Origin of the sequence: Paraburkholderia sp. J10-1 (assembly GCF_905220165.1) — a bacterium.
Taxonomy (GTDB): Bacteria; Pseudomonadota; Gammaproteobacteria; order Burkholderiales; family Burkholderiaceae; genus Paraburkholderia.
Genome location: NZ_CAJMYW010000008.1, coordinates 29,873 through 56,202, shown reverse-complemented (window position 1 = coordinate 56,202; position 26,330 = coordinate 29,873). Strand labels below are relative to the sequence as shown.

The window sequence follows — 26,330 nt, the reverse complement described above, 5'->3', positions numbered from 1 at the left end:
CCCCCCTTCGAATTTTGTGGATGGCGCGAAACGCGGCGTCTTCAGACGCGTATGCGTACGATGCGCCGCCCCCAGAACATGCCGGCCAGCAGCAGCGCGGTGCCGGCTTCGAGCATCATCACGCCCGCCGGGTCCTGCCATAGCACTTCTAGAAAGTCAGGATTCACGAAGGAAATGGCGCCGCCCGTGACCACCGGCAGCAAACCCAGCACCCGCGCCGAGAGGACCCCTTCCGCCGAAAGCACGCGCACCTTGTCGAACAGTTTGAAGCGCTCCCGCACGAGGCTCGCAATGCCGTCCAGCAGCTCGGCCAGGTTGCCGCCCGTCTCGCGCTGGATCAGCACGGCGATGACGAGGTAACGCAGATCCCCCACCGGCATGCGCTGCGCGAGCGCCGTCAATGCCTCGTTGAGCGACACGCCATAGTTGATCTCGTCGAACGTGGTGCGAAACTCGGCGCCCATCGGGTCGGCGAACTCGGTGCCGACGAGGTCGATCGCACCCGTGAGCGCATGCCCAGAGCGCAATGCGCGCGCCAGCATGTCGCAGGCATCCGGCAACTGCTTCTGGAAGCGCTGCATCCGCTTCGTGCGCCGATAACGCACGTACATCAATGGCAGCAGCGTAGAGACCGCCGCACCCGACGCCAGCATGACGAGCGGTACATGGATGAACATCGCCGCTACGGTCGCGAGAACCGGCATGAGCGCGCACATTGCGATAACGCGTGAAGCCGTCCAGCTGATGCCCGACTGCTGCACCCACGCCTCGAACGAGCGAATGCCCGGCGTGAGCAGCAGCATGCGATCGACCAACTTCGACCCGTCGAGCTTGCGCGCCTTGAGGATCGACATCGCCTCCTTGCGCCCCAGTCCGCCCGTCGCCACGGCCTCGATGCGCGACTCGAGGCGGCGCGCAACGGCGCCGTGCCGGCTGTTCCACCATTCCCACGCGCCCTGGCTGGCAAGCACCACGGCTACGAAGAGCAGCAGGATTGCCAGAATGAAGGTTGTACTCATGCCATGCTCCCCCGGATGAACGTCGTGAATATCAGACCGTGTCGTAGCGTCGGCCCGGATCGAAAATCTGCTCCGGCAGGTTCACGCCAAACGCCGCGAACCGCTCGCAGAATTTCGGCCGCACACCGGTCGCACAAAAATGGCCACGCACGTTGCCGTTCGAATCCATGCCGGTGCGCTTGAACGTAAAGATTTCCTGCATGTTGATGATGTCGCCTTCCATGCCGGTCAGCTCCGAAATGCTCACGATCTTGCGGCGGCCATCGGTCAGGCGTGCGGCCTGCACGACCACCGAGATCGCAGACGAGATCTGATGGCGCATCGTGCGCGGCGGCAACGCGAGGCCGCCGAGGCTGATCATGTTTTCGAGGCGTGTGAGCGCATCGCGCGGCGTGTTGGCGTGGATCGTCGCGAGCGAGCCTTCGTGGCCGGTGTTCATCGCGTTGAGCATGTCGAGCGCTTCCGCGCCGCGCACTTCGCCGAGGATGATGCGGTCCGGGCGCATACGCAGCGCGTTGCGAACGAGCGCGCGCTGGGTGATCTCGCCTTTGCCTTCGATGTTCGGCGGACGCGTCTCCAGGCGCAGCACGTGATCCTGGCGCAGTTGAAGTTCGGCCGCGTCCTCGATCGTCACGATGCGTTCGTCGTTCGGAATGAAGCCCGAGAGCACGTTGAGCATGGTCGTCTTGCCGCTGCCGGTGCCGCCCGAAACGAGAATGTTGACCTTGGCGCGCGCGAGGCCCTCGAGCACCTGGGCCATGGGCGGCGTGAGCGTTTGCAGCTCGATCAGATCCGAGACCAGCAGCGGCTTGACCGCAAAGCGCCGGATCGACACGAGCGGCCCGTCGACAGCCGAAGGCGGGATGATGGCGTTCACGCGCGAGCCATCGGGCAGGCGCGCGTCCACCATCGGGCTCGATTCATCGATACGCCGCCCCACCCGCGAGACGATCTTCTCGATCACCTTCATGAGATGGGCGTCGTCGTAGAAGTTGACGTCGGTGAGTTCGAGCTTGCCGCGGCGCTCCACGTAAGTCTGGCACCACGTGTTCACGAGAATGTCCGAGACAGTGGGGTCGCGCAGCAACGGCTCGAGCGGACCGAAGCCGAACATCTCGTCGTACACGTCGACGGCCAGCTGCTTGCGCTCGAGGTCGTTCGCAAGCGCCTTCTGCTCTTCGAGGATGCGGCCCACGAGCGCGTTGATTTCGCTACGGATCTGCTCCTGGGGCATGCGTGAGAGACGCTCGAGTTCCACGCGTTCGAGCACCGCATGATGCGTGTCGTACTTCAGCTTCTGGTACGCCTCGGTCTTCGCCCGGGACGGCGGCGCGGAGGCCAGGGCGGCCGCGCCGCCCGTATCGGTGCGCTCGACGATCGTCGGCTCGAGGCGCTGTGCAAAGATCTGCTCGCGAAGGGACATGACCTTTCTCCTTTACATCAAACCGAGTTTGGCTGGCGCCTGGCGGCCGAGCATGCGCGCGAACAGGGATTCGCCCTTGCCTCGCGTGCTCGCGCCTGTCGCGTTCGGGAGCGCAACGCTGGACGCCAGCGTACGCAGGCTGCGCGTCACAGCGCTGCCGGGCGCTGCCACGGCAATCGGCACCCCCTGATTGACCGCTTCGGCAACGGCGCGCGTATCGTCGGGAATGACGAGGAACGGCTTCATGGCGAGCACGGCGTCGGCGGCCTCGCGCACGCGCTCGCCGTGACGCGTCTGCCGGTTCAGAAGCAGTCGCATGCGCTCCGGCCCGTAACCGAGCGACTGCAATATCTCCTGTAGCCGGCGTCCCGCCTGAAGATGCGGCATGCTCGCCTGCAAGACGATGTGGATCTCGTCACTGCGATCGAGCGCGAGCATGGAAAGCGGATTGATCGTCTGGCCGAGATCGAGGATCACGCAGTCGTAACGGGGCGCGGCAACGCCGAGCACCCATTCGAGCCTGTCCTGGCGCATCTCGCCCGCCTTGATCGGATCGCCCGCGCCCGCCAGGATGTCGAAGTTCCCGGCGGCGTGCATCACACTCGCTTCAAAAAGCGCCACGTCCATGCGGTCGACTTCGGCGCACAACTGCGGCAGCGTCGAGGGCGGCGTCTCCGCTGTCACGAGAAACGCCGCGTCCGCGTAGAGCTGGTTCAGGTCGATCAGCAGCACGCGACGGTCGTGCGACTGGGAGACGATATGCGCGACGTTCGCCGCGATGAAGCTCGTTCCCACGCCGCCCTTGCACGACATGAACGAGACGATGCGCGACGTACGCGCGCTCCCGTGCGCACGCTGGCCGATTGCGCGCTGCAGCGCCTCGCCTATCGTGCGGCCGTCAGGCTGCCCAGTGACGACGTCGCGAAAGCCCGCGCGCATTGCCGCGATGAGTTCGTCTGGCGACGCATCGGGAGTCAGCAGAATGCACGTGAGCCGTTCGCAACGACGGCACAGCTCGCTCACGGAAGGCAACTGTGCCTCCTGCAGCCCTCGCGCGTCGACGATCAGGACATCGAACGCGTCGAGCGTGTCGCCGCGCTCGACGAGATCGAACGGTGTGCCTACGCTACGCGTCGTGCGGTACGGGCCGCATCCCGCGATCGTGCGCATGATCTGCGCAAGCCGCTCCGCGTCCGTCGAGGTAATGAGTATGTCGATCATGATCGTATGTCCCCGCTGTTGTTCCGTTCTCTGGCCGATGCACACCGCTTACTGGCTACCGCCGCCACCGCTCACGCCTATCGTGTAGGGGTTCGCAGATGCCGTCGGATGCTGGAACGACTTGTCGTAGTTGTCCATCGCCGATGCCGCCGACTTGCCGTCCACACCCGGCTGCGATGCGTGCTGGCCCGCGTCCGGGTCGATGATTTGCGCCTGCATCGAGTGGCGCACGGCTTGCCCGAAGTGCGCGTCCCAGATCGGCGTGCTGGTCATGCAGCCACCGAGCGCTGCGCCGAGCGGCGCGATCAGCAGGAACCGGCGAACGAATGCAAAGTTTTCGAGTTTCATTTTGGCCTCCTGATCGCCTGGTCAATGAGCGGTAGTTTCGTTCGAGGCGATGCGTGCCGCCTCGCGCTCGATTCGCTGCGCACGTGCCGCGCTGTCGTCGCCTGGCGAAGGCACGAGGGCCTGTGCAGCGACCTGCTGCGTGGGTACGGATTGCGCCAGCGCTTCAGCAGGCGGCGCTGCCGGCAGCGGCGATTCCTCGCGCCTGGAAGAGACCTGCGGCGCGGGCAGCGCAGCCGGCGTTTGCGGTGCGGCCGGGACCGGCGGCGTCGAGCCAGGTGCGGGCTCACCCGGTACGGCCTGCGTGCCAGCGGGCGCGGGCGGCGCAAAACGACCCTGGTTGCGCTGGGCGCGGCCTTCCATGTTGCCCGTTGCGTACACGTCGGCTTCGTGGACCGGCGAGAAGCTGTCCGTGGGCATCTGGAGTTGCGCGATATCCGCCACCGGCTTCACGAGGTGCGGCGTGACGATGAAGATCAGCTCCGAGCGGTCCTGCTGGAACGACGTGCTCCTGAGCAACGCGCCCAGTACCGGCACCTCACCGAGGCCCGGCACGGCCTTCAGTGAGCCGGTAATGTTGTTGCTGATGAGCCCACCGATCGCGAACGATTCGCCATCGTGCATCTGGACCGTGGTGGAAGCGCGGCGCGTCGTGATGAGCGGCAGGATGCTCACGCCGCTGACGTTCGACGCGCTGAGCGTGACGCCCGTGGGCGACAGTTCCGAGACCTCCGGCGCCACCTTCAGGTTGATGCGCCCGCCGTTGAGCACCGTAGGCGTGAACTTGAGCCCCACGCCGAACTCCTCTTCCTGCAGCGTGATCGCCGTGGCGGACGTGCCGCCGCCGCTTTGCGGCACAGGGATGAAGATTTTGCCGCCGGCGAGGAAGGTGGCTTCCTGACCGCTGATGGTGACGAGGTTAGGCTCGGCCAGGATCTTCACGAGGTTGTCGGTTTTCTGCGCGTCGATGGCGAACTTGAGCGGATTGTTGTTCGCCTTCGAGAAGCCGAATGCGCTCGACACGCCAGCGAGCAGATTGCTCACCAGCGCCCCCGTCCAGGAGCCGAAGCCGCCCTGGATATTGACGGCTGAGCCGAGCTGGTCGATCAGCGTCTTGTCGACTTCGGCGACCTTCACTTCGAGCATGACCTGCTGCGGCGAGTCGACGCTCAACATGTTGATCACGCCGCCCGTGTGCGCGCCGTTGTTGCTCTGACCGCTCACGCCGAACACCTGGGCGATTTCCGCGGCCTGCTGGGCGGCCTGCGCGCTCGACACATGGCCGGCGAGCACGATGTTGTCGGCCGCCGTCGAAACGCGGATGTCACGCTCTTGCGGCATCAGCTGCGCAAGTGCCGCCTGAAGGCCGCCGGAGTCGGCGCTCACGATCACATCGATCACCTGGCATGCGCCGCTCTTGCCCTGGACGATCATGTTGGTCGTCCCGACCGCCTGGCCGACGATGTAGAGGGTTTGCGGCGACACCATGGTCGCCTGGGCGACCTCCGGATTGCCGAGCGTGCGGTTGCGCACGGGTTCGTCGATCGGTACGAGCGTCGACTTGCCAAGTGGCACGACTACGTTGCTTTCGTTGCGAATGGCCCCGACGCAGTTCGGTCCGCGCAGCGGTCCGGCCACGGCTTTGGGCGGCGCGCTGCTGCCTTGCTGCGGCCCCATGCTGATGGTCATCTGCATGGGACCCTTGCCCATGGGAACCGCAGCGCTTGCGGCCGGCTTCTCCTGCCCTGCGTTGCCGTTCGACTGCTGTGCCCAGCCCGGAGTCGAAGTCATCAACCCGGCGCAAACCCAGGCAAGCGTTGCGACACGCCACGGACGAACGCCGTTGCGGGCCCCCGTGGACCCCACGTTTACTTTGGTATCCATATCGTTATACCCCGTACTTACCTGCGTTTTAATGGCGGCTTTACCGCTCACTCGCCCTCTACCCGGATGGTCATCGCCGGATTCAGGCAGCCGTCCTGCTTTCTTTCAGAAACACTCCTGACTGCCGGTCACGCCCGAAAGCACGCCGATACAGTTACGCTTGACTGGCGCACGCTCGGCGTACTTCACACGCACCGGGTGCGCCGGCTCGGGCAGCGGCACGGGTGGCGGCAGCGGGCCACCCAGCAAAGTCTGTTTGGTCGCGCCGTCGGTCATGAGCTTGTTGTCGTCCACCTGGTTGCGCAGGACGAGCGAGAGCGTGCCCACGCTGCGCGCCAGATCGAGCTTCTCCGCCTGCTCGGGCGTCACCTCCAGGGTCACCGCGTTCACAACCTTGGGTGCGGTATCGTCGCGATTGACCTGCTGCGCAACCGCCAGCACCAGAATTTTTTCGAGCACGATCTTCGAGATGCTCTGCTGCTGCGTATCGGCTTTTTTCTCCGGCTCCTGCGTGTTGACGATTACGTCGACGTAGTTGCCCGGCAACGCGAAGCCCGCGACGCCGACGACGTCGTTCACGCGGACCGTGATCGCGCGATGTCCGTCGCCAATCACCGCCGATAGCCCGCCTTTCGTACCCACGGGCGCGAGCTTCGACTCGAGCACCGGCTCGCCGCGCGTGAGGCTTGCGCGCACCACCCGCCCGTCGAGATCCTTTGGTAGTGCGAAGGTTCCAGGCGGGAGACTGTCCTTTGGCCAGCTGACCGTTCGGATCATCGTTTCATTGATCGGCTGACCGAGATTGATGTCGTCCGATGCGACGGCAACCGGCACCGTGGCCCCCGACGACGTTTGAAGCAACCATTTGGAAGCGAACACCACTGCGGCCAGTCCGGCCAGCAGAGCAATCGCGAGCATGACAAACGCGCGGCTGTTTTTCATGACATCCCCCGTAAGCATTCCATAACATTAGTAACCAACGAACCGACAATTCGGCCCTTGTCCCGCGGGCACCGGCCAGCGCTTTAGCTCACCATCGTGAATAGCGCTGCAACGGTTCCCCCGGCGATCGCGACACCATACGGAATCGATCCGACCGATTCGCGTACCGTACCTGGCGATACGCCCGCCATGCGCGCGGCGCGGCCCGCTCCCGCAAGCAACGCTGCAACATTTCCCGTCAGGCGGCCCAGTTGTCCCCGCATCAGGGCAATCCCTAACGACCATACCCCGCCGATGATGAAAGTGTTCACTGCGATATCGACGGTCGCCGCCGCTCCGAGCCACGCACCCAGCATCATCAGCAACTTGACGTCGCCGGCCGCCATGCCGCGAAGCACATAGAACGGCAGCAGAAGCGCGAATCCGGTCGCCGCGCCACCCAGCCAGATCGCGCAGCCCGGAACGACTCCGCGCAGCGCGATCTGCACCGCGAGCGCCGAGACAAGACCGACCACGATCAGCAGGTTCGGAATCCGGCGGCTAACGATGTCCGTGCTGGCCGCAAGAATCGCCAACGCGATCACACACAGCGGAACCGGCTGCGGCGGCAAGGAGACAGAAAGCATCGTGAATTCCATTTGTGCGCTCCCGGGTTAGACCTGCTTTGCCATGACCAACCTCGCTCGCCAGCGCTCGGGTTAGAGCGTATTGACGATGTCGGAAAAGACGTTTTGAAGCGTCGATCCGATTGAAGCGATGCTGGCCATGATCAGCACCGTGATCAGGGCCGCGAGCATCCCGTACTCGAGCGCTGTTATGCCGTTTTCGTCACGAACGAAGTGCTTGGCCTGAGCGATGATCTTTTGCATGTCTGGTCTCCAGTGAGAAGTGAGGTATGGGGCGAATGCGGTTTGCGTTGCCTATGCACTCGCCCGCATAGCGGTCAGATCGCGTTAGCGACGTCGGAGAAGACGTTCTTCAGCGTCGAGCCGATCGATGCCACGCTTGCGATGATCAGCACCGTGATCAGACCGGCGAGCATCCCGTATTCGAGTGCCGTGATGCCGTTTTCGTCACGTGCGAAGGTCTTTGCTTGAGCGATGAACTTTTGCATTTTGGTCTCCAGTTACAAAGGATTCTGGTTGGCCCCGATCCGGGTGAAGTCTGAGTCTGGTTTCAGCCCCACCTCTTCCAACCCATAAACCTGGCATGACTGACTATCAGCGGGCGAGTGTGGCTCGTGTTGCAGACCCACTCGCCCACGCAACGGTCAGATCGCGTTAGCAACGTCGGAAAACACGTTTTTCAGCGTCGACCCGATCGATGCCACGCTTGCGATGATCAGCACCGTGATCAAACCAGCGAGCATTCCGTACTCGAGCGCCGTGATGCCGTTTTCGTCACGAGCGAAGCCCTTTGCCTGAGCGATGATCTTTTGCATTTTTGATCTCCAGATGGATGTGTACATGGTTAACCCCCGTTCCATGTGGTTTTGAGGGTGCGTGGACTACGTCACTGGGTCAGTGCAGCAGTCACAGGACGCAGTTCTACGCGCCACGAATCGATAACTACGTACGGTTGGTCACATCCGCAATAATTTCCTACAGCGGACTACACGAAATCGGCAAAATTGACACGCCACATGTGGCCCATCCCGCGTAATTCGACGATGAAGCATCGGCTGTAAACATGCTTTATCCACTACTTTCCGACCATCTTCGAACGTCATCACTTGCTCGATGTCGTACTTGTTTTTCACTTTATGGCTTTATTTACGACTCTTTTCCTGACATATGGAAACGCTTCCACCTTTATCACATGAGATGAATTCTCATTTACAGTTGATATGTCAACTACATTTTTCACCTTGATGACGATCGTTAAGGATGTGCTTATACCAAAACCGGCGACGCACGCCGCTGCGAAAATTTAGTAGTTACTCAATACGAACAACATATTCGACGCTCTTCTACGTGCATTTACTTCAGAAGTGTTTCACCGAGGCTGGACTCGAGCACGAGAGTGTTCGTTTGCGAACGCCGCGGACTCACTCGCCATTGCTCCCGACACGCTCGCCTCACAATAATCGGAGCAACACACAGGGACTGCCACGCATCGCAGCTCCTGTGCGTACGGGGAACGAGAAATAGGCGGCAGCGCCGCCAACAGAAAATATTCAACGGGGACTACAAAAATGGGACCACTTGAGCGCAATCGCTCGCGCTTGCATTCGGCGGCGTTCGCCTGGCTCTCGCGCGAAAGGCTCATTGCCTACAGCACCGCCATGCTCGTCATCGGTGTCGGCTTCGTGGCACTCTGGGCAATCGTGACTCACGGCTTTTCGGAGACTCGCGGCTGGCGCCCGGGGTCAGATCTGATCGTGTTCTGGTCGGCCAGTCACGCAGTCCTGCACGGGCAAGCCTCCACGGTCTTCGATTACTCGGCGTTTTCCCGGATCGTGGCCGCGGCAACCGGCGGCTTGCCCAAAAGCGCGTTTATTCCCTGGCTTTACCCCCCCACCTTCCTGTTGTTCGTCGCACCGCTCGCGTTGTTGCCGCTTCCGATTGCCTACGGCTTCTTCCTGGTCGCGAGTGTGTCCGCTTTCGTCTGCGCGACGGTTCGCGTTTCCGGACTCGCGCACGGCCCGCTTGGCATTGCGGCGGCACGCTACGTCGTGCTCGCCATGCCGTGTGTGATGGTGTGCGCCATCTTCGGGCAGAACGCGCTGATTACCGCGGCACTCGCCGCGTTTGCCGTCGCGTCGACCGAACGGCGCCCCGTTATCGCCGGAATTTGCATCGGACTGCTGGTGATCAAACCGCAACTGGGCATCCTGTTCCCCGTTGTTCTGATCGCGGCACGGGCATGGAAAGTGTTCGGATGTGCAGCCGTGACGGCCGCGCTCTTTTCCCTGGCCAGCGTGGCGCTCTGCGGGACCGCTTCGCTTCGGCAGTTCGCCGGGAACATCGCGATGGCGCGTGAGCTGATCCTCGAGCACGACGTCCGCTTCTGGCTCGCTTCGCCATCCGTGTTCGCTTCGCTGCGGCTGCTTGGCGCGTCGCTGATCGCAGCAGGCCTGATGCATGCAGCGATTGGAATCATCGCCGCGTGCGGTGCGTGGAAAATCTGGCGCACGACGCGCGATTGCGCCCTGCGCGCCGCCGCGCTCGCAACCGCCACGCTGATTGTCACGCCCTATGTCTGGCACTACGAACTAACGTGGGTCGGACTCTCTTGTGCGGGCCTGCTCGCGAGCGGATTGCGTCGCGGATGGCTGGCCGGTGAGCAGCCCGTGCTACTCCTCGTCTGGCTCCTGCCGATCTTCGAATTCATCAATCAGATCCTGAGACTGCCGCAAACCGGACCTGTGATCCTGTTGCTCATGTTGCTCGCGCTGCTGCGCCGCGCTCGCATCGAGCCCATCCTTTAAGCGAGGCACCACGCCATGAGCCAGAGAACGTACCGCGATTACATGGATACGGCCAGGATCGAGCCAGCCCAGCCCCTCGGCACTCGACAGCACGTCTCTCACTGGTTGAGCGGCCAACGCCTGTGGATCTATCCGCTCGCCGCGCTTGCTTACTATCTCGGCGTGGCGCTCGCTTACGTGTATCACCTGGTCTGGCTCAAGGATCCCCAGCTGAGCGTGCTTGCCGTAGACTGCCTGCCGTTCTGGAGCGCCTCGCATCTTGCCCTGCAAGGACATGCGGTGGACGCCTATAACTTTGGCATCCTGAAGCCCATCGAGGAATATGCCGCCGGCCGGCCCGTCGGTACCCTTCCGTGGCTCTACCCGCCCACGTTTCTGCTATTTCTTTATCCGCTGGCGTTGCTGCCGTTCACGCTTTCCGCACCCATCTTCCTGTTCGGCACCCTCGCCTTGTTCGTCGCGGTGGTCAAGACGATCGCTCCCCACCCGCGCACGGCGCTCCTCGCCATCGCCTTCCCGGGTTCAGCGCTCGTGCTGACCGCCGGCCAGAACGGATTGCTCACGGCTTCGCTGGTGGGGCTCGGACTGGTCCTGCTGCGCCGCCGTCCGATACTCGCAGGGCTATGTTTTTCGCTCGTCGCCATGAAGCCACAGTTGTGCGTGCTGATTCCCCTCGCGCTGCTGGCTTCGCGCTCGTGGCGTGCACTGGGCGCGATGATCGCGGGCATGGCGATCTCGCTGGTACTCGCTGTACTGGCATTCGGTGGCGCAACGCTCGTCGCGTTCGTTCATAACATGGGCCTCGCCAACAGCTTTGTCGAGAGCGGCCGAGCGCTGCTGTTTCGCGTGCCCACCCTGTTCGCGGCCCTCAAGCTGCTTCACGCGCCAACCGTCATCGCCGGCGCGGCGCAAGCGCTATCGGCTTTGTGCGCCGCTGCGGCCGTGTGCTACGCATGGGGACGGCCCAGCGCCTTCGGGCTGCGCGCCGCCGTGCTCGTATGCGCCAGCATGCTCGTGAGCCCGTATCTCTACGACTACGATCTGACATGGTATGGAATCCTGATCGCATGGGTGGTCTATCACGCGAGAGAGCACGGCTTTCAGCGCGGACAGCGCGAATGGCTGGCCGTACTCTGGCTCGCTCCCGTCGCCGGGCTCACGCTCGTTTCGCATCTGCACATTCCGTTCACGCCGCTCATCTCGATTGCCACGCTCTGGATGCTCATTGCGCAGATCGCGCGCGAGCGAAAAGCGCGGGCAATGACCAACAGCGCTGCCTCGTTGTAGAAGGGAGAAGACATCATGAATATGCCTGTCGGTGTGGAAGCGCGCCGCGTTGCAGCCGCGTTCGAGCCTCCCCTTATCTCTATCGTTGCGCCGTTCTATAACGAGGAGGACAGTGTTGGCGCGTTCTTCTCGCAGATCGTCGCGACCATGGAGGCGATCGAGTCAATCCGCTTCGAGATCGTCTGCGTCAACGACGGCAGCAGCGACGCCACGCTTGAGAGGCTGATCTTCGCGAGCCAGCGCGAACCGCGCATCAAGGTCATCGACCTTACGCGCAATTTCGGCAAGGAGGCAGCGCTGACAGCGGGCCTCGACGAAGCGCGCGGCGACGCGGTCGTCGTTATCGATGCGGACCTGCAGGATCCCCCCTCGCTGATTCCCGAGATGATCCAGCGTTGGCGCGACGGCGCCGAAGTCGTGCTCGCCCGGCGCGCCAGCCGTGCCTGCGACTCCTTCCTCAAGCGCACGACCGCTGCGCTGTTCTATCGCGTGCACAACGCACTTTCGCCGTTGAAGATCCCTGAGAACGTGGGTGACTTCAGACTCATGGATCGCAAGGTGGTTAGCGCGCTAAGCCGCCTTCCGGAACGGCATCGGTTCATGAAGGGACTCTTTGCGTGGGTTGGATTCAAGTCAGTGACGATCGATTATGAGCGCACGCCACGCAGCGCGGGCACCACCAAGTTTTCGGGCTGGCGCTTGTGGAATTTCGCTCTTGAAGGCATCACGAGCTTCAGTACCGTGCCCTTGCGCAGCTGGACGTACATTGGCGGCGCGATAGCCGCGCTGGCGTTTTGTCACGGGGGCATCATTGTCTGCCGCACGTTGCTGTTCGGCAATCCGGTTCCCGGATACGCTTCGCTGATTGCCGTCTTGCTGTTCTTGAGCGGTATCCAGCTGGCCGGTATCGGTGTCATCGGCGAATACGTCGGGCGCATTTATGACGAATCGAAAGAGCGGCCCATTTATCTCGTCCGCCGCCGTTACGAGTCGCGCTCCCGGACCGGCGCGCTGCCAGTTGAACATGAGGACGCCCACAGCCATCACGAGGCCCTGGAGCGGGTTCACAGGTGCGATCCGCCATGGTTGCGCGCGAGCGGACACTGACCATGCGCCATCCGAAAGCCGCTGTCGAGGCAAACGCCCCGGCAGCGTGCACGGCTGGCTACGCCAACCGTGAGAGAGGCACCGCTGGACGCAAGACGTGGCTGACCCGGGAGCGGCTTGCGCTGTATAGCGCGTCGTTATTGATTGTTCAGGCCGTGTTCATCGGAATCTGGGCGGTCGCGTATTGGGGAGTGCACCAAGCGGGCATCCCACTGCCCGGCTCGGATTTCCGGGTGTTCTGGTGTGCCTCCGACGTCTCGCTGCACAGCGGCGCAGCGGCGGCGTTCGATCAACAGCGGCTGCTCGCCTGCGAGGCGTCCCTGCAAGCCGGCGCGCCTTTGGCAAACATGTTCGGCCCTTGGATCTATCCGCCGACTTTTCATCTGCTCGTCTATCCGCTGGCGTTGCTGCCCTACGCGGCATCGTATGCACTCTTCATGGGTATCGGCATTGCGGCCTGCCTGATTGGCTGCCTGCCGGCGATGAGAAAGCGCGCTTTGCCATGGATAACGGTCGCCGCGTTTCCCGGGATATGGGTCACGATGGTCTACGGCCAGAATTCCTTGCTGACGCTCGGATTGGCCGCCGCTGCGCTCGGCATGCTGGAGTCGGCGCCTGTATGGGCAGGTATCTGCGCGGGCATGCTCGTCATCAAGCCTCAACTGGGCACACTGTTGCCGCTGCTCTTCCTGTGCGGCCGCCACTATCGAGCGTGTATCGCAGCGATTTCAACAGCCGCCCTGTTCTGCGCCGCAAGCGCAGCCCTGTTTGGCTGGACGCTGTGGGTCCAATTCTTCCAAACCGCAGCCTGGTTTCAGCACGCCGCGCTGGAGCACGATGCAGGCGGACTCTGGCATGCCATGCCGACTGTCTTCGCGTTCCTGCGTAGTGCGGGCGTTGGCGCAGGCATGGCGTACGGCGTGCACACGGGAGTCGCGCTTTCGGCGGTGGCGGCCACCGCGATGGTCTGGGCGCGCCGTGCGAACCGGAACCTGTTGGCGGCATCCGCCATCGTCACCACATTGCTGGTTCCGCCCTATCTCGTGTACTACGACCTCGCGTGGCTGCTTCTCGCTGTTATCTACGCTTGTGCACGCGCTAACGCTCGGCACCCGTCTACGTCTCTTGCAGCTATCGAGCGCGCCATCGTGACGCTCGCATGGTTCACGCCCCTGCTGTCGTTTCTCATGATCTGCAACACGACATCCATGCACCCGTGGGCTGCGTTTCTGCCGCCAGCGTGGCTCATTCTGATACTCATGCAATCGTCACGCGACTACGCGAAATAAATCACAATCGCCGCAGCGTAAGACGTGGAACTCAAGCGAAATCCGCCACAAACGCGGTGCATGGCCTGCCGCGATCGTTTCGGAGTGGAAACGAATATCGGCATTCTCGTTTCGTACCTGACGTGGCCACGAAAATCCCCTATCGCTCTACTTCGAGAGGCGTTCCGCGCCGTTTGAGGCACCCTGGGTGCGCGAAACCCGAGACGTACCTGCGTCCGGTCGCGAAGTTCAGCTCGAACATTCAACTAGTGAAACACGGTTTGCACGTCCTTGCCGACTTGCGCCGTTTCACGTGCGCATTCGCTCATTGCAGTGCCGCCCTTCTTTACTGAAGTCAGCGCCCACAGGAAAGCGACAATCCAGCCGAACACCGTCCATCCGAGCAGCATGTTAAGCCTCTTGATGGCGTGTCGCTTACGGTGCATACCATGGAAGGCAATGATCGAAGGCGCGCAATACACCAACACCAACATGACGAGAGGTCCGCCCGAATCGCTCGGCGTGTCCGCGGCATCGGTGCTCGATTGATAGTGACTCATGTTGTCCCCCGTAACTCACAGCGCAAGCGTGAAATCACGCGATGCGCCTCTGACGCCTCATGGCTGTGCACCAGCTCTAAATGAAGTCATTTTGAGGCTAACTCGGTACCTACACATATATCTGCCAGCCGTAATTCGGTCCATGCGCTGGCAGACAAAACCAGACCCAAAACGAGATCTCAAGACAATCCCTGAACGGGCGTCGTCTATCGACCGCATACGTTCGATCCGCTCCGTTCACACGCCAAGGCCATACTGGCGCACTCGCTAGCGTGCGCTGCCTGTTGCGCCATGCAGCGCCGCACAACGACCATCAACAATGCGAATACGATGACCGGTACATAAACGCCGGCCGCCCAATTCCCCGGGGTATAGAAGATAAGCGGCGAAAGCCATGCGCTCACCATCGCGACCCCATCGCCCCGAATCCAGCCGTTGCGGGCAGCATCGCGTATGAGCCACAGCAACGGCAAGCCGAGTAAAAGCAAGTCGTAGGGCATGAGATAAGTCGGCACCAGCAGCGTGGCGAGCACGAGCGCGGACGCGCGCAACTCGAAAGCCGCGCGCGTGGCCCAAAGCCAGGCAACGGCGCTCGCGGCCAGCGCCGCCACGACCGCGTGCAAGGCGTAAGCGGTCGGCACGGCCACGCCGAAATGGCGCGCGGCGCCGAACACCGTCAAAATGCCGCGCGGCCACCTGTCCGAATACTCGACTACGAATTGGTTAAAGGCGGGCAACGCCTGCGCAAAGCGGGCGAACGTGTCGAAGCCGAGCACGAGTCCAGTGAGCGCACAGAACACGCCGACAGTCAGCGCCGCCGACACGAAGGCGCGCCAATGCCTGCCGAACAGCAACGCAAGGGGAATGACGAGCCCCAGTTGCGGCTTGATGGCCAGCAGTCCAAAGAGAATGCCTGCGAGCCACGGTCGCCTGTCAAGGGCAACGAGTCCAAGCCCCATGAGCCCAAAAGTCAAAAATGAGTTCTGCCCGGCGCCCGCCGCGACCCAGATTGCAGGAAAGGCGACAACCGGTAGCCACCATCCCGGGTGCCGCACGGTTGGCAGGATCCGCGCACACACGTGGTATGCAAAGGCAATCCCCGCCGAAACGTACACGAAACACGAGACGGGAAAAGGCAACAACGCAGCCGGAAGCATGACCAGCAAAAAAGTGGGCGGATAGGTCCACGGCGTAACAAACGGCGTCGGCAGCATGTTCTGCAGCGGTAGCGCAATCCGCTCGACGAGGGCCGTGTCGAACACGCTAGCTGCCGGCCCGTGCAGCGCGAGCCAGGAGGCGCTCCAGAATACGGCGAAATCCCATCCGGGCGGGCTGACGTTGGGTATCCGGTCGATGCATCCAAACCATATCCGCAGCGCAAAGTAGCCAATATTCACAAGCAGCACGAAGGCTGCGTAGACACGGATACGCTGCGCGTCGAGCCAGCCAGGTGGGACGTGCAATGGCCGGGAATCGCAATGGAGGGAGTCGTCGCGCCTCATCATGCCGCCTGATACGCCCATCGGGCGGGCAAAGCGCAAGACAGAACAACGCTACGGACGACAGCCGCAAGGGTTAGCAGCCAGTTAGTCCAGAATTGAGGCCCGAGCCCGCTGCATTCGACCCGGGCAATCGAAGCGCGATCGCCGATCGCAACGAATCCAGCGATTCCGAATTTGACGACACGCGGCATCCCCCGGCCCTCCTTGACATGCGCGACGCTCGGGCCGGAAGACCGCGACGCCCCACCCTTAGGTCTGGCGGCGCATCTCGTACTGGTCGTGCCTCGCGATAGCTTGTATCGCCAAGTATGGAGGAACAGCTTGCCGCGCGACAGGATCAATGAGCACGTAAACGTTAGCGAGCCCGCACACGGCCGTTGAAACGATCGTGTGCGGGCTCGCTGTGTACGTGCCGGCGGCTGCGCGGCCGGCTTCGTCAGAACGGCAGCTTCGCGTCCGGCTTCTCGGCGAGAATCACGCGCTTGAAGTCAGCCTGGATGCGCGCAAGCGCGGCATCGTTGTCGGCCTCGAAGCGCATCACGACCACGGGCGTGGTATTCGACGAGCGGGCAAGACCGAAGCCGTCTGGATATTCCACACGCAGACCGTCGATGGTGATGACCTCGTCGGCGCCCGTGAACTTCGCGTTCTTCTGCAGCTTCGCGATCAGCTCGAAGTTCTCGCCTTCCTCGAGCTTCAGTTGCAGCTCTGGCGTGGCGTGCGAGTTCGGCAGCTCGTTGAGCAGCTTGCTCGGATCGGCCACGCGCGAGAGGATTTCGAGCAGACGCGCGCCCGTGTACAGGCCGTCGTCGAAACCGTACCAGCGGTCCTTGAAGAACACGTGGCCGCTCATTTCACCCGCGAGCGGCGCGCCGGTTTCGCGCAGCTTCGCCTTTACGAGCGAGTGGCCCGTTTTCCACATGAGCGGCTCGCCGCCCTTGGCCTTCACCCACTTCGCGAGATTGCGCGTGCACTTCACGTCGTAGATGATCTGCTTGCCCGGATTGCGCGAGAGCACTTCCTCGGCGAACAGCATGAGCTGGCGATCGGGGTAGATGATCTGGCCGTCCTTGGTCACGACGCCCAGGCGGTCGCCGTCGCCGTCGAACGCGAAGCCGATTTCCGCATTCGTTTCCTTGAGCGCGCGGATCACGTCCTGCAGATTCTCGGGGTGCGCCGGGTCCGGATGGTGGTTCGGGAAGTTGCCGTCGATTTGCGTGAACAGCTCGACCAGCTCACAGCCCATCGCCTTGAACAGACGCGGCGCAAGCTCCCCTGCCACGCCATTGCCGGTGTCGACGACGATCTTCAGCGGACGCGCGAGCTTCACGTCGCTCACGATGCGCGCCACATATTCATCGGCGATGTCGTACTTCGTGTAGCTGCCCTCGCCCGCGTCGAAACGCTCTGCAACGATGCGGTCGTAAAGCGCGAGGATCTGGTCGCCGTAAATCGCCTTGCCGCGCAGGACCATCTTGAAGCCGTTGTAGTCGGGCGGATTGTGGCTGCCCGTCACGACGATGCAGGAGTCCACGTTGCGCTCGCCGCCCACCAGCTTGAGCGGCACGCTCGCGGCGAAGTAGCCCACGGGCGTGGGCACCATGCCGACATCGACCACGTCCACGCCGGCATCACACAGGCCGTCGGCCAGCGCTCGCGAGAGATCGGGACCCGAGAGCCGGCCATCGCGCGCGATCACCACGGCGTCGCCGCCCTGCGCACGCACTTCGCTGCCGAAGGCACGGCCGATGGCGCGCGCGGTGTCGGTGTCGAGCGTCTTGCCGATCACGCCGCGAATGTCATATGCCTTGAAAATCGATTTCGAAATCATGTTGGGCTCACGTCCAGATGGGGATTCGGGTCTATTCGTAACACGGACAGGCAGCTGAAAGCCTCTGGCGTTACGAAAAGTGGGATCCGTTACAAACTATAATTGCCGTTTTTCGGCAGTGGTATGCACCCATTTTAATGCTTCGCCGTCACCTTTTATCGCCAAAATATTCGTCAAAAATGGCGGAGAAATCGCGCATGCCGCGTACCTGCCCCCTTTTTAGCGCCTCCCGCCGTGGCGAGGCCCAATGTTGAGCCTCAAGCGCTTTGGCAACCCCGACGTCGCCCGTGCGTTGGCAAACATCGTGTGGCTCGGCCTCGAGCGCGTCACGCAGATCGCGGTGGCCATCGTCATCAGCGGCGTGCTCGCACGCTACTTCGGCCCTGACGTATTCGGCAAGTGGCAATACGCCAACACGCTTTTGCTCGTGCTCGCGCCCATCACCTGGGTGTGCGGCGCCGAGATTCTCGTGCCCACCATCGTCAACAAACCTCCGGGGCAGCTCGGCACCGTGCTGGGCAGCGCGTTCGCGCTGCGCATCGGCGTGTCGGCGGCGGCGCTGCTCGTCACGTGGGCGGGCATTGCGCTCGGCGTGACCGATCCGCTCGTCGGCGCCATGCTCGCCGGGCTCGCCGTGACGATGCTGTTTCGCGAGCCGTTCGTGGGCGTGATCAACGCGTGGCTGCAGAGCATGACGTACAGCAAGCCGCAATTGCTCGCGAGCATGACGACGGCCGTGATCAAGGCCCTGCTCGTCTACCTGCTCGCGCGCGCGGCGTTCGCGCCCGCCACCTTCGGCTGGCTCTGGGCGCTCGAATCGGCGGCGATCGGCGCGGCACTCGTGCTCTACTTCCGGCGCCACCACGGCGGCAAGCTCGGCTGGCACGTGGACCGCGCGCTGTTCAAGCATTTCGCGAGCGCGGGCACGGTGTTCTGGCTCGGCCTGATCTGCATGTACCTGTTCTTGAAGCTCGACCGTTTGATGCTCGAGCGCACGATCTCGTTCGCCGATCTCGGCCGCTACTCCGCCGCCCAGCAGCTCAACGAGAACTGGATCACGCTCGCGCTCATGCTCTCGCAAACCATCGCGCCGGCCTTCGTGTACCGCGTGCAGCAGACCGCGCAACTGCGGCGCAACCTCGTGCGTCTCCTGGCGATGACGGCGGTGCTGATGGTGGCGGGCGCGCTCGTGCTCGACGCGCTCGCGGGCTTCATTATCGGCCGCGTGTTCGGGCCTGACTACGAAGGTGCGATCGGCATCTTCCGCTGGGCCGTGTGGCTTTCCGTGCCGGCGGGACTCGAAGCCATCGGCAACCTCGTCGTGCTCAAATATCAGGCGAAGTTCGTGCTGCTCGCCAAATGGCTGCTCGCGCTCGCCGTGGCGTTTGCCGTGAATCTCGTCGCAATCCCGCGGCTCGGTTCGTACGGCGCGCTGTGCGGTCTCGCGGCGGGCTATCTCGCAGCGGCCTGCGTGAATCTCTATTACATCCGCTTCAAGCTCGCTTCATGATGAATTCCGCCGCGCTCCCAGCGAGCGACGCACGCGAGGGCGCCCTCGCCGACGTCGCCGTGCTCATGCCCGCGTACAACGGCCAGGACGACGTTGCGCGCACGCTCGCTTCGTTCGATGAGAACGCAACGATTTACGCGCTCGTCGTCGACGATGGCAGCACGCCACCTATCGTCGCACCCGAGGTACCGGGCATGTGCGTAGAAGTCTTGCGCATGGCGAAGAACGGCGGCATCGAGCGCGCCTTGCAGGCCGGCATTGAAGCACTTGCGGCGCGCGGTTTTCGCTACGCGGCGCGGATCGACGCGGGCGATCTCGCCGCGCCCCTGCGCCTCGCAAAGCAACGCGAGCGCATGCAGGCCGAGCCCGCGCTCGCGGCGCTCGGTACATGGACCCAGGTGGTCGATCGCGCTGGCAAGCCGCTTTTCATGCTGCGCCCGAGCGCTGATGCGCGCGCGCTACGCCGCACGCGCCTGTTGCGCTCGCCGCTCGTGCATCCTTCGGTCATGCTGAGTATCGATGCCGTGCTCGCCGTGGGCAACTATCGTGTGCAATATCCGGCCGCTGAAGACCTCGACCTGTTCCTGCGACTGATGGATCGTTACGAGTGCGCGAACCTGCCGGAGCTTGGGCTGTACTACGAATTGAACGAAGGCGGCATTAGCGCGACGAAGCGTCGGCGGCAGATCGTCTCCACGCTGCGTCTGCAGCTGCGCTACCTGAATGCGCTCAACTGGCGCGATTGGGCGGGCGTGGCGAAAAGCCTGCTGCACTTCGTGACGCCGTACCGCGCTCTGCAGAAGATGAAGCGCGCGTTGTTCGCGCGCGGCACATAGCGAGACAAAGCACTCATGCGATGTCTTGTCGTTGTGCCCGAGTAGCGGGGTTAGCGATCGCTCATTTCTGAGGACGTTCGCCAGCCCAGTCTTTCTCCAATAGCGCAAAGTCAAGTTTGCGCCGGACGACCACAATCAGGATGCCTACAAGATTCAGTTCAGTAGACCGCCAGCGAGCGTGGCGCCGGAAGCGAAGCCCTACGCGTATACGATAGGTAGCGGCTCCGGGCTGCCTCGCGGCGTGACATCCAGTGCACTGCAGTGTGCGAAGCCGCACAGACACGCCATATCAGCGGCGACCGATCCAACCGGATACCCCCCCGAGCGACCCGCCAGACGCATCGTCGAACTCGACGCGTTCTGTTCATGTTCTGCGTGCGGGATGCGGATGCGATCAAGCGCACGGACGCGCACATCATTGAAGTTGTATTCTTCGCATGGGTTCGAAAACATCATGCGCATGAAGTTCGCGAGCCATACGAGAACTCGTGCGCGCATACAGGAGCAACTGGCCGAAGAGGTACCTGGACACGATGGCGACCAGTGAAGGTGGCTTCGCAATCGTGAGAATCGCAGACACTTCACAGTAGCGCCGATGCTGGAAATTGAATCGCTCCTGCACTAGTCTGTATGGATCTGTCATAGCAATGAATGGCACGACCGCATCCTGGTGCTGATGGCGAATCTCGGAGTATTTGCCGATGCATTCGCGCGCAAGGTCAAGCGCTCATCGAAGGCGCTGCATTGCGGCATAGGGTGACGGGTCGTCGGTGTCGGTCTTTTGTCGAAGTTCATAGAAGTAGAACTGCAAGCCTGCCATGGAGAAACCCATGAAGTGCATGCGATTTCGACACATACGCGCTATCAGTTACGCGGCGCTGCTGGCATTCAGCGTCGAAACGCACGGGCAGTCGCTTGAAACACAGGCCGCGGAGACTGACCAGGCGAACATAAAAGCACTACGCAACGAAGTCGATCAGCGCCTGAAGGAACTCGAGGCGCTCAAGCGCAAACTCGCGGACGAAGAGGCGAACTTTCAGCAACTCAGCCGTAGACTGAATGCTAGCCAGCTTGACACGAGGCGCGCTGCAGGTGGCACCGACGTAAACGGCTTGCCCGTGGGAGCCGCGGCAACAGGTGGCGCGACTGCCGCCGTGCAGGCAGTGCAGGCGGATCAAGCTGCGCAGGCAGGCGCACCCGCGAGCGCGCAATCCGGCGGCGCCACCCAAGCAGACCAGAACGCAGGCGCCAATGCCGGCAACTCGGCCCAGCAAGGTACGCCATCCACGCCGGTCGGCCAGGCCCCCGTCGCGGACACGCGCCCGCCTGCCGTCGCGCCGATCTTCGATCAGCCCGGCGTGCTCACGCCACGCCATACGTTCGTCGTCGAGCCGTACTTCCAGTTCGGCTACGCGTCGGAAAACCAGATCTCACTCGTTGGCTACACGATCATTCCGGCGCTTCTGATCGGGCTCATCAACGTGAACGAGGTGAAGACAACGACGCTGACCGGCGGCGTCGCTTTCCGCTACGGGATTACGAACCGGATGGAGTTCGAAGTCCGCGTGCCGTACGTGTACCAGTGGAACGATGTTGTCGCGCGCGAGCCCTTCGTTGGCACCGCGGCAAACACCACGATCAGCAGTAGCGGCCACGACATTGGCGACGTCGAAATGACGTTGCGCTATCAGTTCAATCAAGGCGGTCCGGACAAGTTCTACTATGTTGGCTGGCTGCGCTTCAAGACCGCGACGGGCAAGAGCCCGTTCGACGTCGTGACCGATTGCGTGGTGTCGTGCGTGGCAAGCACGACAGCCAACACGGGCCTGCCGCTGCAGCAACCGACCGGCTCGGGTTTCCTCGCGATCCAGCCAGGCCTCACGTGGCTGTTCCCGACGGACCCTGTCGTGTTCTTTGGCAACTTCAGCTACCTGCACAGCTTCGGGAAGGACGAGAGTCTCACGCTGCTCAACGGTGTGACGGAGGCGCTTGGCAAGATTCAGCCGGGCGATATCTGGGGATTCAATATCGGCATGGGCCTCTCGTTGAACGAGAAGGCGTCGGTCAGTATCGGCTACGACCAGAGCATCGTATTGCCGACCTCGCAGAATGGCCAAACCGTGCCCGGCTCGGTGCGCGTCGTGCTCGCCACGCTGCTGATCGGCTACTCGTACCGCCTGTCGCCGACGACCACGCTCAACTTCTCGATCGGCGCCGGCCTCACGCGCGACACACCGGACCTGACGCTCACGCTGCGCGTGCCGATGTCCTTCTAACCGCCCTGAAACTCACGCCGCAGCGACGACGATGCGCTACCGCGACTAGCGAGGACGTACCGCGCCGGCGAGCGCGCTATTCATCGTGGACAGGAAGTTCATCGCCTTGAACGCGCCAAGCGAGTTCACGCCCGCATTGATCGTCGTAAGCGCCTGTATCTGCTGGTTGTTCAGCGAGTTCTGGATCACAGCACCAGTCAGTCCGGGCAGCGCCCCTTGTTGCACGGAGTTGTGTGGCCCGACCTGCACCAGCGCTCCGGTGTTCGCACTCGCGAGCATCTGCGCCTGCTGAGCCGTCATGTTGGCGATATCCGGAATGTTGAAGCTCGTCTGCGCCACAAGATTGCCGTTCACGAACGCAGCACGCGATATGCCGAACGACACCACCAGACCGGATGGCAAGTCGAACCCGCCGCGCATGTCGTCCAGCCGGCTCTCGCTCACCGCCACGAGATCGGCGGACGCCCACGCCGGGTCGGCATCACCCGCCCGGGATTCAGGCGCGGGCGTCGCGACGTCCGCCGCATCCGCCTGCACCGCGTCGTGTGCGTCTCGTGACTCCATCGCCGCGACGTGTTGCAGGGGCACGACCTCGTCATCTGTCGCATACGCCGCGTCTTGCGGCGCGCCCTGCGTCGTCATGACCAGACCGGTCGCGATTGCCGGCGAATCGCCTATGGCCGCGCCTGTATCGAACGAAGACATGCTGCTACATAACACTGTGACAGCGCCGGCCAGTTTCAGGTGTCCGGATTTCATCGCTAGCCTCAGAATTGACCTGGACCGAGTTTCGGTACGACCACGTTGAACAGGCTGTCATGCGGAATGCCGGTATAAAGCGGCGCGTCCGGTGCGACATGCCAGTCTCGTGCATCGTTGAAGCTCGCCATTTGACGCTTGTTGTGAATGACGAACACGATGTGGTCCTGCCACTTTTCGTCAAAACTCTCCCGCGACATCGCGCGCGTGCCGGTGGCCGGATCGCCGACCAGCACACGGCCGTTGCGCAGCCCCTTGATAACGACGAAGTGGTGGTAGCCGTGTTCGACGATCAGAACGATCGCGGGCGTGTTCGTTTCGCTGAGCTTTTCAAGCGGCACTTCAAAGCCGTCGGCTTCAAAGCCGCGCGACATCAGGAAGTTGCGGATATCGAGCAGCGAGAAACCTTCCCGGCGAATCTTGTCCTGATTGCCGTTCTGGAACATTTCGACGAACGCCTGCTGCTCGGTCACCGGAAAATCGTATTGATACGTCAGCAGTGTTGCCACTGCCGCCGAACCGCAACTGAAGTCGTATTGCTGCCTGATCGTCCGCTTGAAGCGGGCTTCCTTCAGGCTCGTCACATGCAGCGAGTAATACCCGCCCGACGGGTCAGTGACGTCGATGGGGTCGGCGTGAGCGGCCGGCAAGCAACAGCTGAACGCGAACGCGAGATACGCTGCAACGTGTTTCATCGCCTAGTTCCCGAAGCGCACGTTCAACACCGTCGCGTTCTGAATCAGCACATTCGAACCAGTGTTCTGGATGACGGTCGGCAATCCGCTCGAATTCGAGAACGATCCGTCGCTGATCGCATTCGAGCCCGTCACCACACGGTTCGCAACGTTATCCGCAACCGTGCCGTTCAAAAAATTCTGGCCGACCAGTGCATCGCCGCCTCGCAGGCCGTCCAACTGATCGGAATTCAACGCAACCCCAAAGCTCGCATCGTGAGCAGGCTGCGTGTCCGTCGTGGACGTTGCCGGCGCCGTTTGCGCAACCGGTGCGGAACTATCCGCAGCGGCTTGCGTTGCGGTGGTAGCGCCGACAAGTGCGGCACTCGTCTCACCGGCTTTTACGGCTACAGGCAGTGATTGCGATTCGAGCGACTCGGCGGCGGCCGCCTGAGCGATCAGGCCAGACAGCACAACCGCAAAAGGCATGACCAGCTGCGCAAACCGTTTTTGCGCTTGCATGGTTGTCTCCTTGCCCTCTATGCGACGCAAAGCAACCGGCGCAGAAGGCTCGATAGCTGCGTGTTGTGTCATGCGGCTTGCAGCGTGGGCTTCAACGAAAGCGCGCTGACCTCGTCCGCATGACGACGGGACGACTGCCGTGAGGCGCAACTGCGCACCCCACGGCAAATCGCACGACCGACTTCAACAAGCTCCGTTTCGCCTAGTGGCCGACGTTCAGGTTAGCTTGAACGGTCACTGCCTGCTGGATCAGCGATGCCATACCGCTGTTCTGGCTCATCACCGTGATGCCTGCTGCGCCTGACGCCGCACTGCCCATGGTGTTCGACATGTTGAACGAGCCCGCATCGACTGAAACGGCTCCGCCTGCGCCGCCTGCGCCGCCAACTGCACCGTTGCCCGTGCCACCGTTGCCGGTGCCACCCGCGCCGCCCGTGCCCGTTGCACCGACCGCGCCACTGCCTGCGGTTGCGCTGCCGTTGCTAGCCATCGTCGACGAACCGCCATTCGATGCGTTGCCGCCAGCTGCCGAGCCGCCCGCGCCGCCGTTGCCAGCGGTGGCGGTTGCCGTGCCGCCCGCACCGCCGGTGGACGAGCTTGCTCCGCCGGTTCCCGAGCCTGCTCCGCCCGAAGCCGTCGACGCGCCTGCCGAGCCTGCGCCGCCAGTACCGGTGCCGGTGCCGGTGCCGCTGCCGAGCGCCGTGCCGGAGCCGGAGCCGGAGCCGCCGGAGCCTGCCCCTGTGTTCGAAGCCGTGCTCGCGCCAAGGGTAGCCGAGCCAGAGCTCGCTGATGAGCTACCCGAACCGCCAGTACCCGTACCCGAGCCCGAACCCGAACCGCCACCCCAACCGCGACCGCTGGCGCCGCCACCTACACCGACCGATGCAGCAAGTGCGCCGCCGCCTTTGCCTGATGCGTTGCCACCAGAAGAGTCGGCCGAGCCAGCCTTGGTATGTGCGTAGGCATCGCCGCCATTGGCGCCCGTAGCAGCGTAGCCATCGCCAGCCGTGGAGCCCCCGTTCGACGCAGCACCTGCGGTCGCGCTGCCGTTCCTCGCGTTGCCACCGCTGCCGCCATCGCCGCCGGAGCCGGAGCCGCCTGCGCCGCCCGTGCCGCCCAAGCCGTAGCCGCTACCGCCACGGCCGCCCTTGCCACCGCTGGCGTTGCCCCAATTCTGGGCGACGTTGCCGATGTTGGAGACCGTGACGCCGGACACTGCACCGTCAAGCTTGCTGAGCGCAACAGCCTTGCTGGTGTTGTATGCGTCCGCGTAACTACCTTCGTTCGCGTTACTGCCTGTGGTGCTCTGCTGCGCTGACGACGCGCTAATGCTCGACGAGTTCGATCCGATTTCGGTTTTCTGGTTACAGGACGTACTGCCGTCCTGGCATGGGTTTGCCATTGCGTAGCCGCTGAAGCCAAAGGCGAGGATCGCAGCGGACGCTAGTATTGTCTTGCGCATAAGAACCTCCTGTTGAGCCGGGGGGTGGGTTGGCAAAGTGCACCAATCCGCCGCCCCAGTTGCATAGGCGGTGCCACGCGCATAAGACGTTGAATTAAAAGGGAAATTTTCAGATATTGGGATACGGTACTTTGTGTAAGTGTTTCCACTCGCGCCGTATGTTTCTCAAATGCAACATTGAAACGGGCATTGCACCGGTTTCAGTGGACCAGCAGATCGGGAAAATTCTTTAGATTCAGTTTGATAAGTGGTCTTTCTAAAGTTGATTAGAGGACCTGAAAAACGTATCTATTTTGATGCATCCAAAAATTGCATCGGGGTCTATTCCTTCGACAGCAGATTCGGCTTGCCGGCCTGAAGGCCTTGTCCGTGCTAGCTCTAGCTCTTTTCCGCCACTGCGCTAGAGGTAAAAATGAACTGCCTGAACATCTGCGAAAACGTATCTTTTACGCGTCCCCACATCGCAAATACC

General features: G+C 62.7%; 25 protein-coding genes. 7 read left to right on the top strand and 18 right to left on the bottom strand.

Annotation, left to right across the window (positions count from 1 at the left end; translation table 11 throughout):
• Positions 1–41: 41 nt before the first annotated feature.
• The 10 genes from U5A65_RS23770 to U5A65_RS23725 all read right to left on the bottom strand — a co-directional run bounded on the left by U5A65_RS23770 (position 42) and on the right by U5A65_RS23725 (position 8,275).
• Positions 42–1,019 (bottom strand): type II secretion system F family protein, encoded by a 978-nt coding sequence (locus tag U5A65_RS23770; protein WP_321912827.1) that lies wholly within the window; start codon positions 1,017–1,019, stop codon positions 42–44.
• Positions 1,020–1,050: 31 nt separating this feature from the next.
• Positions 1,051–2,442: a CpaF family protein gene (locus U5A65_RS23765; protein ID WP_321912829.1), complete on the bottom strand. Its 1,392-nt coding sequence runs from the start codon at positions 2,440–2,442 to the stop codon at positions 1,051–1,053.
• A 12-nt stretch (positions 2,443–2,454) separates the two neighbouring features.
• On the bottom strand, positions 2,455–3,663 hold the full coding sequence (locus U5A65_RS23760) for an AAA family ATPase (protein WP_321912831.1): 1,209 nt from the start codon (positions 3,661–3,663) through the stop codon (positions 2,455–2,457).
• Between the two features lie 48 nt (positions 3,664–3,711).
• Positions 3,712–4,011, bottom strand: a complete 300-nt coding sequence (locus U5A65_RS23755; RefSeq protein WP_321912833.1) for a hypothetical protein — start codon at positions 4,009–4,011, stop codon at positions 3,712–3,714.
• Positions 4,012–4,032: 21 nt separating this feature from the next.
• Positions 4,033–5,892 carry a type II and III secretion system protein family protein gene (locus U5A65_RS23750; protein WP_321947760.1) on the bottom strand — a complete coding sequence of 620 codons (1,860 nt, stop codon included), beginning with the start codon at positions 5,890–5,892 and terminating at the stop codon, positions 4,033–4,035.
• 105 nt (positions 5,893–5,997) lie between these two features.
• Positions 5,998–6,834, bottom strand: coding sequence for a Flp pilus assembly protein CpaB (gene cpaB, locus U5A65_RS23745; protein WP_321912835.1), 837 nt, complete (start codon positions 6,832–6,834; stop codon positions 5,998–6,000).
• 83 nt (positions 6,835–6,917) lie between these two features.
• On the bottom strand, positions 6,918–7,460 hold the full coding sequence (locus U5A65_RS23740) for a prepilin peptidase (RefSeq protein ID WP_321912999.1): 543 nt from the start codon (positions 7,458–7,460) through the stop codon (positions 6,918–6,920).
• Between the two features lie 72 nt (positions 7,461–7,532).
• Complete coding sequence (locus U5A65_RS23735; protein ID WP_321936439.1) at positions 7,533–7,703, bottom strand: Flp family type IVb pilin; 171 nt, start codon at positions 7,701–7,703, stop codon at positions 7,533–7,535.
• 74 nt (positions 7,704–7,777) lie between these two features.
• The gene (locus tag U5A65_RS23730) at positions 7,778–7,948 is read right to left on the bottom strand and encodes a Flp family type IVb pilin (RefSeq protein WP_321912838.1); all 171 of its coding nucleotides are present in this window, start codon (positions 7,946–7,948) and stop codon (positions 7,778–7,780) included.
• Positions 7,949–8,104: 156 nt separating this feature from the next.
• Positions 8,105–8,275: a Flp family type IVb pilin gene (locus tag U5A65_RS23725; RefSeq protein ID WP_321912840.1), complete on the bottom strand. Its 171-nt coding sequence runs from the start codon at positions 8,273–8,275 to the stop codon at positions 8,105–8,107.
• Between the two features lie 753 nt (positions 8,276–9,028).
• On the opposite strand from U5A65_RS23725, the gene U5A65_RS23720 reads away from it, so the two are divergent.
• The 4 genes from U5A65_RS23720 to U5A65_RS23705 are packed head-to-tail and all read left to right on the top strand — an operon-like array spanning position 9,029 to position 13,947.
• Positions 9,029–10,264 carry a glycosyltransferase family 87 protein gene (locus tag U5A65_RS23720; RefSeq protein WP_321947758.1) on the top strand — a complete coding sequence of 412 codons (1,236 nt, stop codon included), beginning with the start codon at positions 9,029–9,031 and terminating at the stop codon, positions 10,262–10,264.
• Between the two features lie 15 nt (positions 10,265–10,279).
• On the top strand, positions 10,280–11,551 hold the full coding sequence (locus tag U5A65_RS23715; RefSeq protein WP_321947756.1) for a glycosyltransferase family 87 protein: 1,272 nt from the start codon (positions 10,280–10,282) through the stop codon (positions 11,549–11,551).
• Positions 11,552–11,584: 33 nt separating this feature from the next.
• Entirely contained in the window at positions 11,585–12,658 is a 1,074-nt protein-coding gene (locus U5A65_RS23710) for a glycosyltransferase family 2 protein (RefSeq protein WP_321947754.1), read from the top strand.
• Between the two features lie 2 nt (positions 12,659–12,660).
• A complete protein-coding gene (locus U5A65_RS23705; RefSeq protein ID WP_321947752.1) occupies positions 12,661–13,947 on the top strand; it encodes a glycosyltransferase family 87 protein in 1,287 nt (428 codons plus the stop codon).
• 245 nt (positions 13,948–14,192) lie between these two features.
• On the opposite strand, the gene U5A65_RS23700 is transcribed toward U5A65_RS23705, so the two are convergent.
• The 3 genes from U5A65_RS23700 to U5A65_RS23690 form a co-directional block, all read right to left on the bottom strand.
• A complete protein-coding gene (locus U5A65_RS23700) occupies positions 14,193–14,486 on the bottom strand; it encodes a superinfection immunity protein (protein WP_321947750.1) in 294 nt (97 codons plus the stop codon).
• 206 nt (positions 14,487–14,692) lie between these two features.
• The gene (locus tag U5A65_RS23695; RefSeq protein ID WP_321947749.1) at positions 14,693–15,949 is read right to left on the bottom strand and encodes a glycosyltransferase family 87 protein; all 1,257 of its coding nucleotides are present in this window, start codon (positions 15,947–15,949) and stop codon (positions 14,693–14,695) included.
• A 475-nt stretch (positions 15,950–16,424) separates the two neighbouring features.
• Entirely contained in the window at positions 16,425–17,819 is a 1,395-nt protein-coding gene (locus tag U5A65_RS23690) for a phosphomannomutase/phosphoglucomutase (protein WP_321947747.1), read from the bottom strand.
• Between the two features lie 247 nt (positions 17,820–18,066).
• Here U5A65_RS23690 and U5A65_RS23685 point away from each other — a divergent pair, with 247 nt between their 5' ends.
• Positions 18,067–19,329, top strand: coding sequence for an oligosaccharide flippase family protein (locus U5A65_RS23685; RefSeq protein ID WP_321947745.1), 1,263 nt, complete (start codon positions 18,067–18,069; stop codon positions 19,327–19,329).
• A complete protein-coding gene (locus U5A65_RS23680; protein ID WP_321947981.1) occupies positions 19,329–20,165 on the top strand; it encodes a glycosyltransferase in 837 nt (278 codons plus the stop codon). Before U5A65_RS23685 ends, U5A65_RS23680 begins: the two co-directional genes overlap by 1 nt.
• A 198-nt stretch (positions 20,166–20,363) precedes the next feature.
• Here the strand turns inward: U5A65_RS23680 and U5A65_RS23675 are convergent, their stop codons facing one another.
• Positions 20,364–20,618 (bottom strand): citrate/2-methylcitrate synthase, encoded by a 255-nt coding sequence (locus U5A65_RS23675; protein WP_321947979.1) that lies wholly within the window; start codon positions 20,616–20,618, stop codon positions 20,364–20,366.
• Positions 20,619–20,995: 377 nt separating this feature from the next.
• Here U5A65_RS23675 and U5A65_RS23670 point away from each other — a divergent pair, with 377 nt between their 5' ends.
• The gene (locus U5A65_RS23670; RefSeq protein WP_321947743.1) at positions 20,996–22,441 is read left to right on the top strand and encodes an acetate kinase; all 1,446 of its coding nucleotides are present in this window, start codon (positions 20,996–20,998) and stop codon (positions 22,439–22,441) included.
• Between the two features lie 45 nt (positions 22,442–22,486).
• On the opposite strand, the gene U5A65_RS23665 is transcribed toward U5A65_RS23670, so the two are convergent.
• The 4 genes from U5A65_RS23665 to U5A65_RS23650 form a co-directional block, all read right to left on the bottom strand.
• The gene (locus U5A65_RS23665; protein ID WP_321947741.1) at positions 22,487–23,146 is read right to left on the bottom strand and encodes a hypothetical protein; all 660 of its coding nucleotides are present in this window, start codon (positions 23,144–23,146) and stop codon (positions 22,487–22,489) included.
• 62 nt (positions 23,147–23,208) lie between these two features.
• Positions 23,209–23,895 (bottom strand): C39 family peptidase, encoded by a 687-nt coding sequence (locus U5A65_RS23660; protein WP_321947739.1) that lies wholly within the window; start codon positions 23,893–23,895, stop codon positions 23,209–23,211.
• Between the two features lie 3 nt (positions 23,896–23,898).
• Positions 23,899–24,396, bottom strand: coding sequence for a hypothetical protein (locus tag U5A65_RS23655; protein WP_321947737.1), 498 nt, complete (start codon positions 24,394–24,396; stop codon positions 23,899–23,901).
• 202 nt (positions 24,397–24,598) lie between these two features.
• The gene (locus U5A65_RS23650; protein WP_321947735.1) at positions 24,599–25,858 is read right to left on the bottom strand and encodes a hypothetical protein; all 1,260 of its coding nucleotides are present in this window, start codon (positions 25,856–25,858) and stop codon (positions 24,599–24,601) included.
• Between the last annotated feature and the right edge of the window lie 472 nt (positions 25,859–26,330).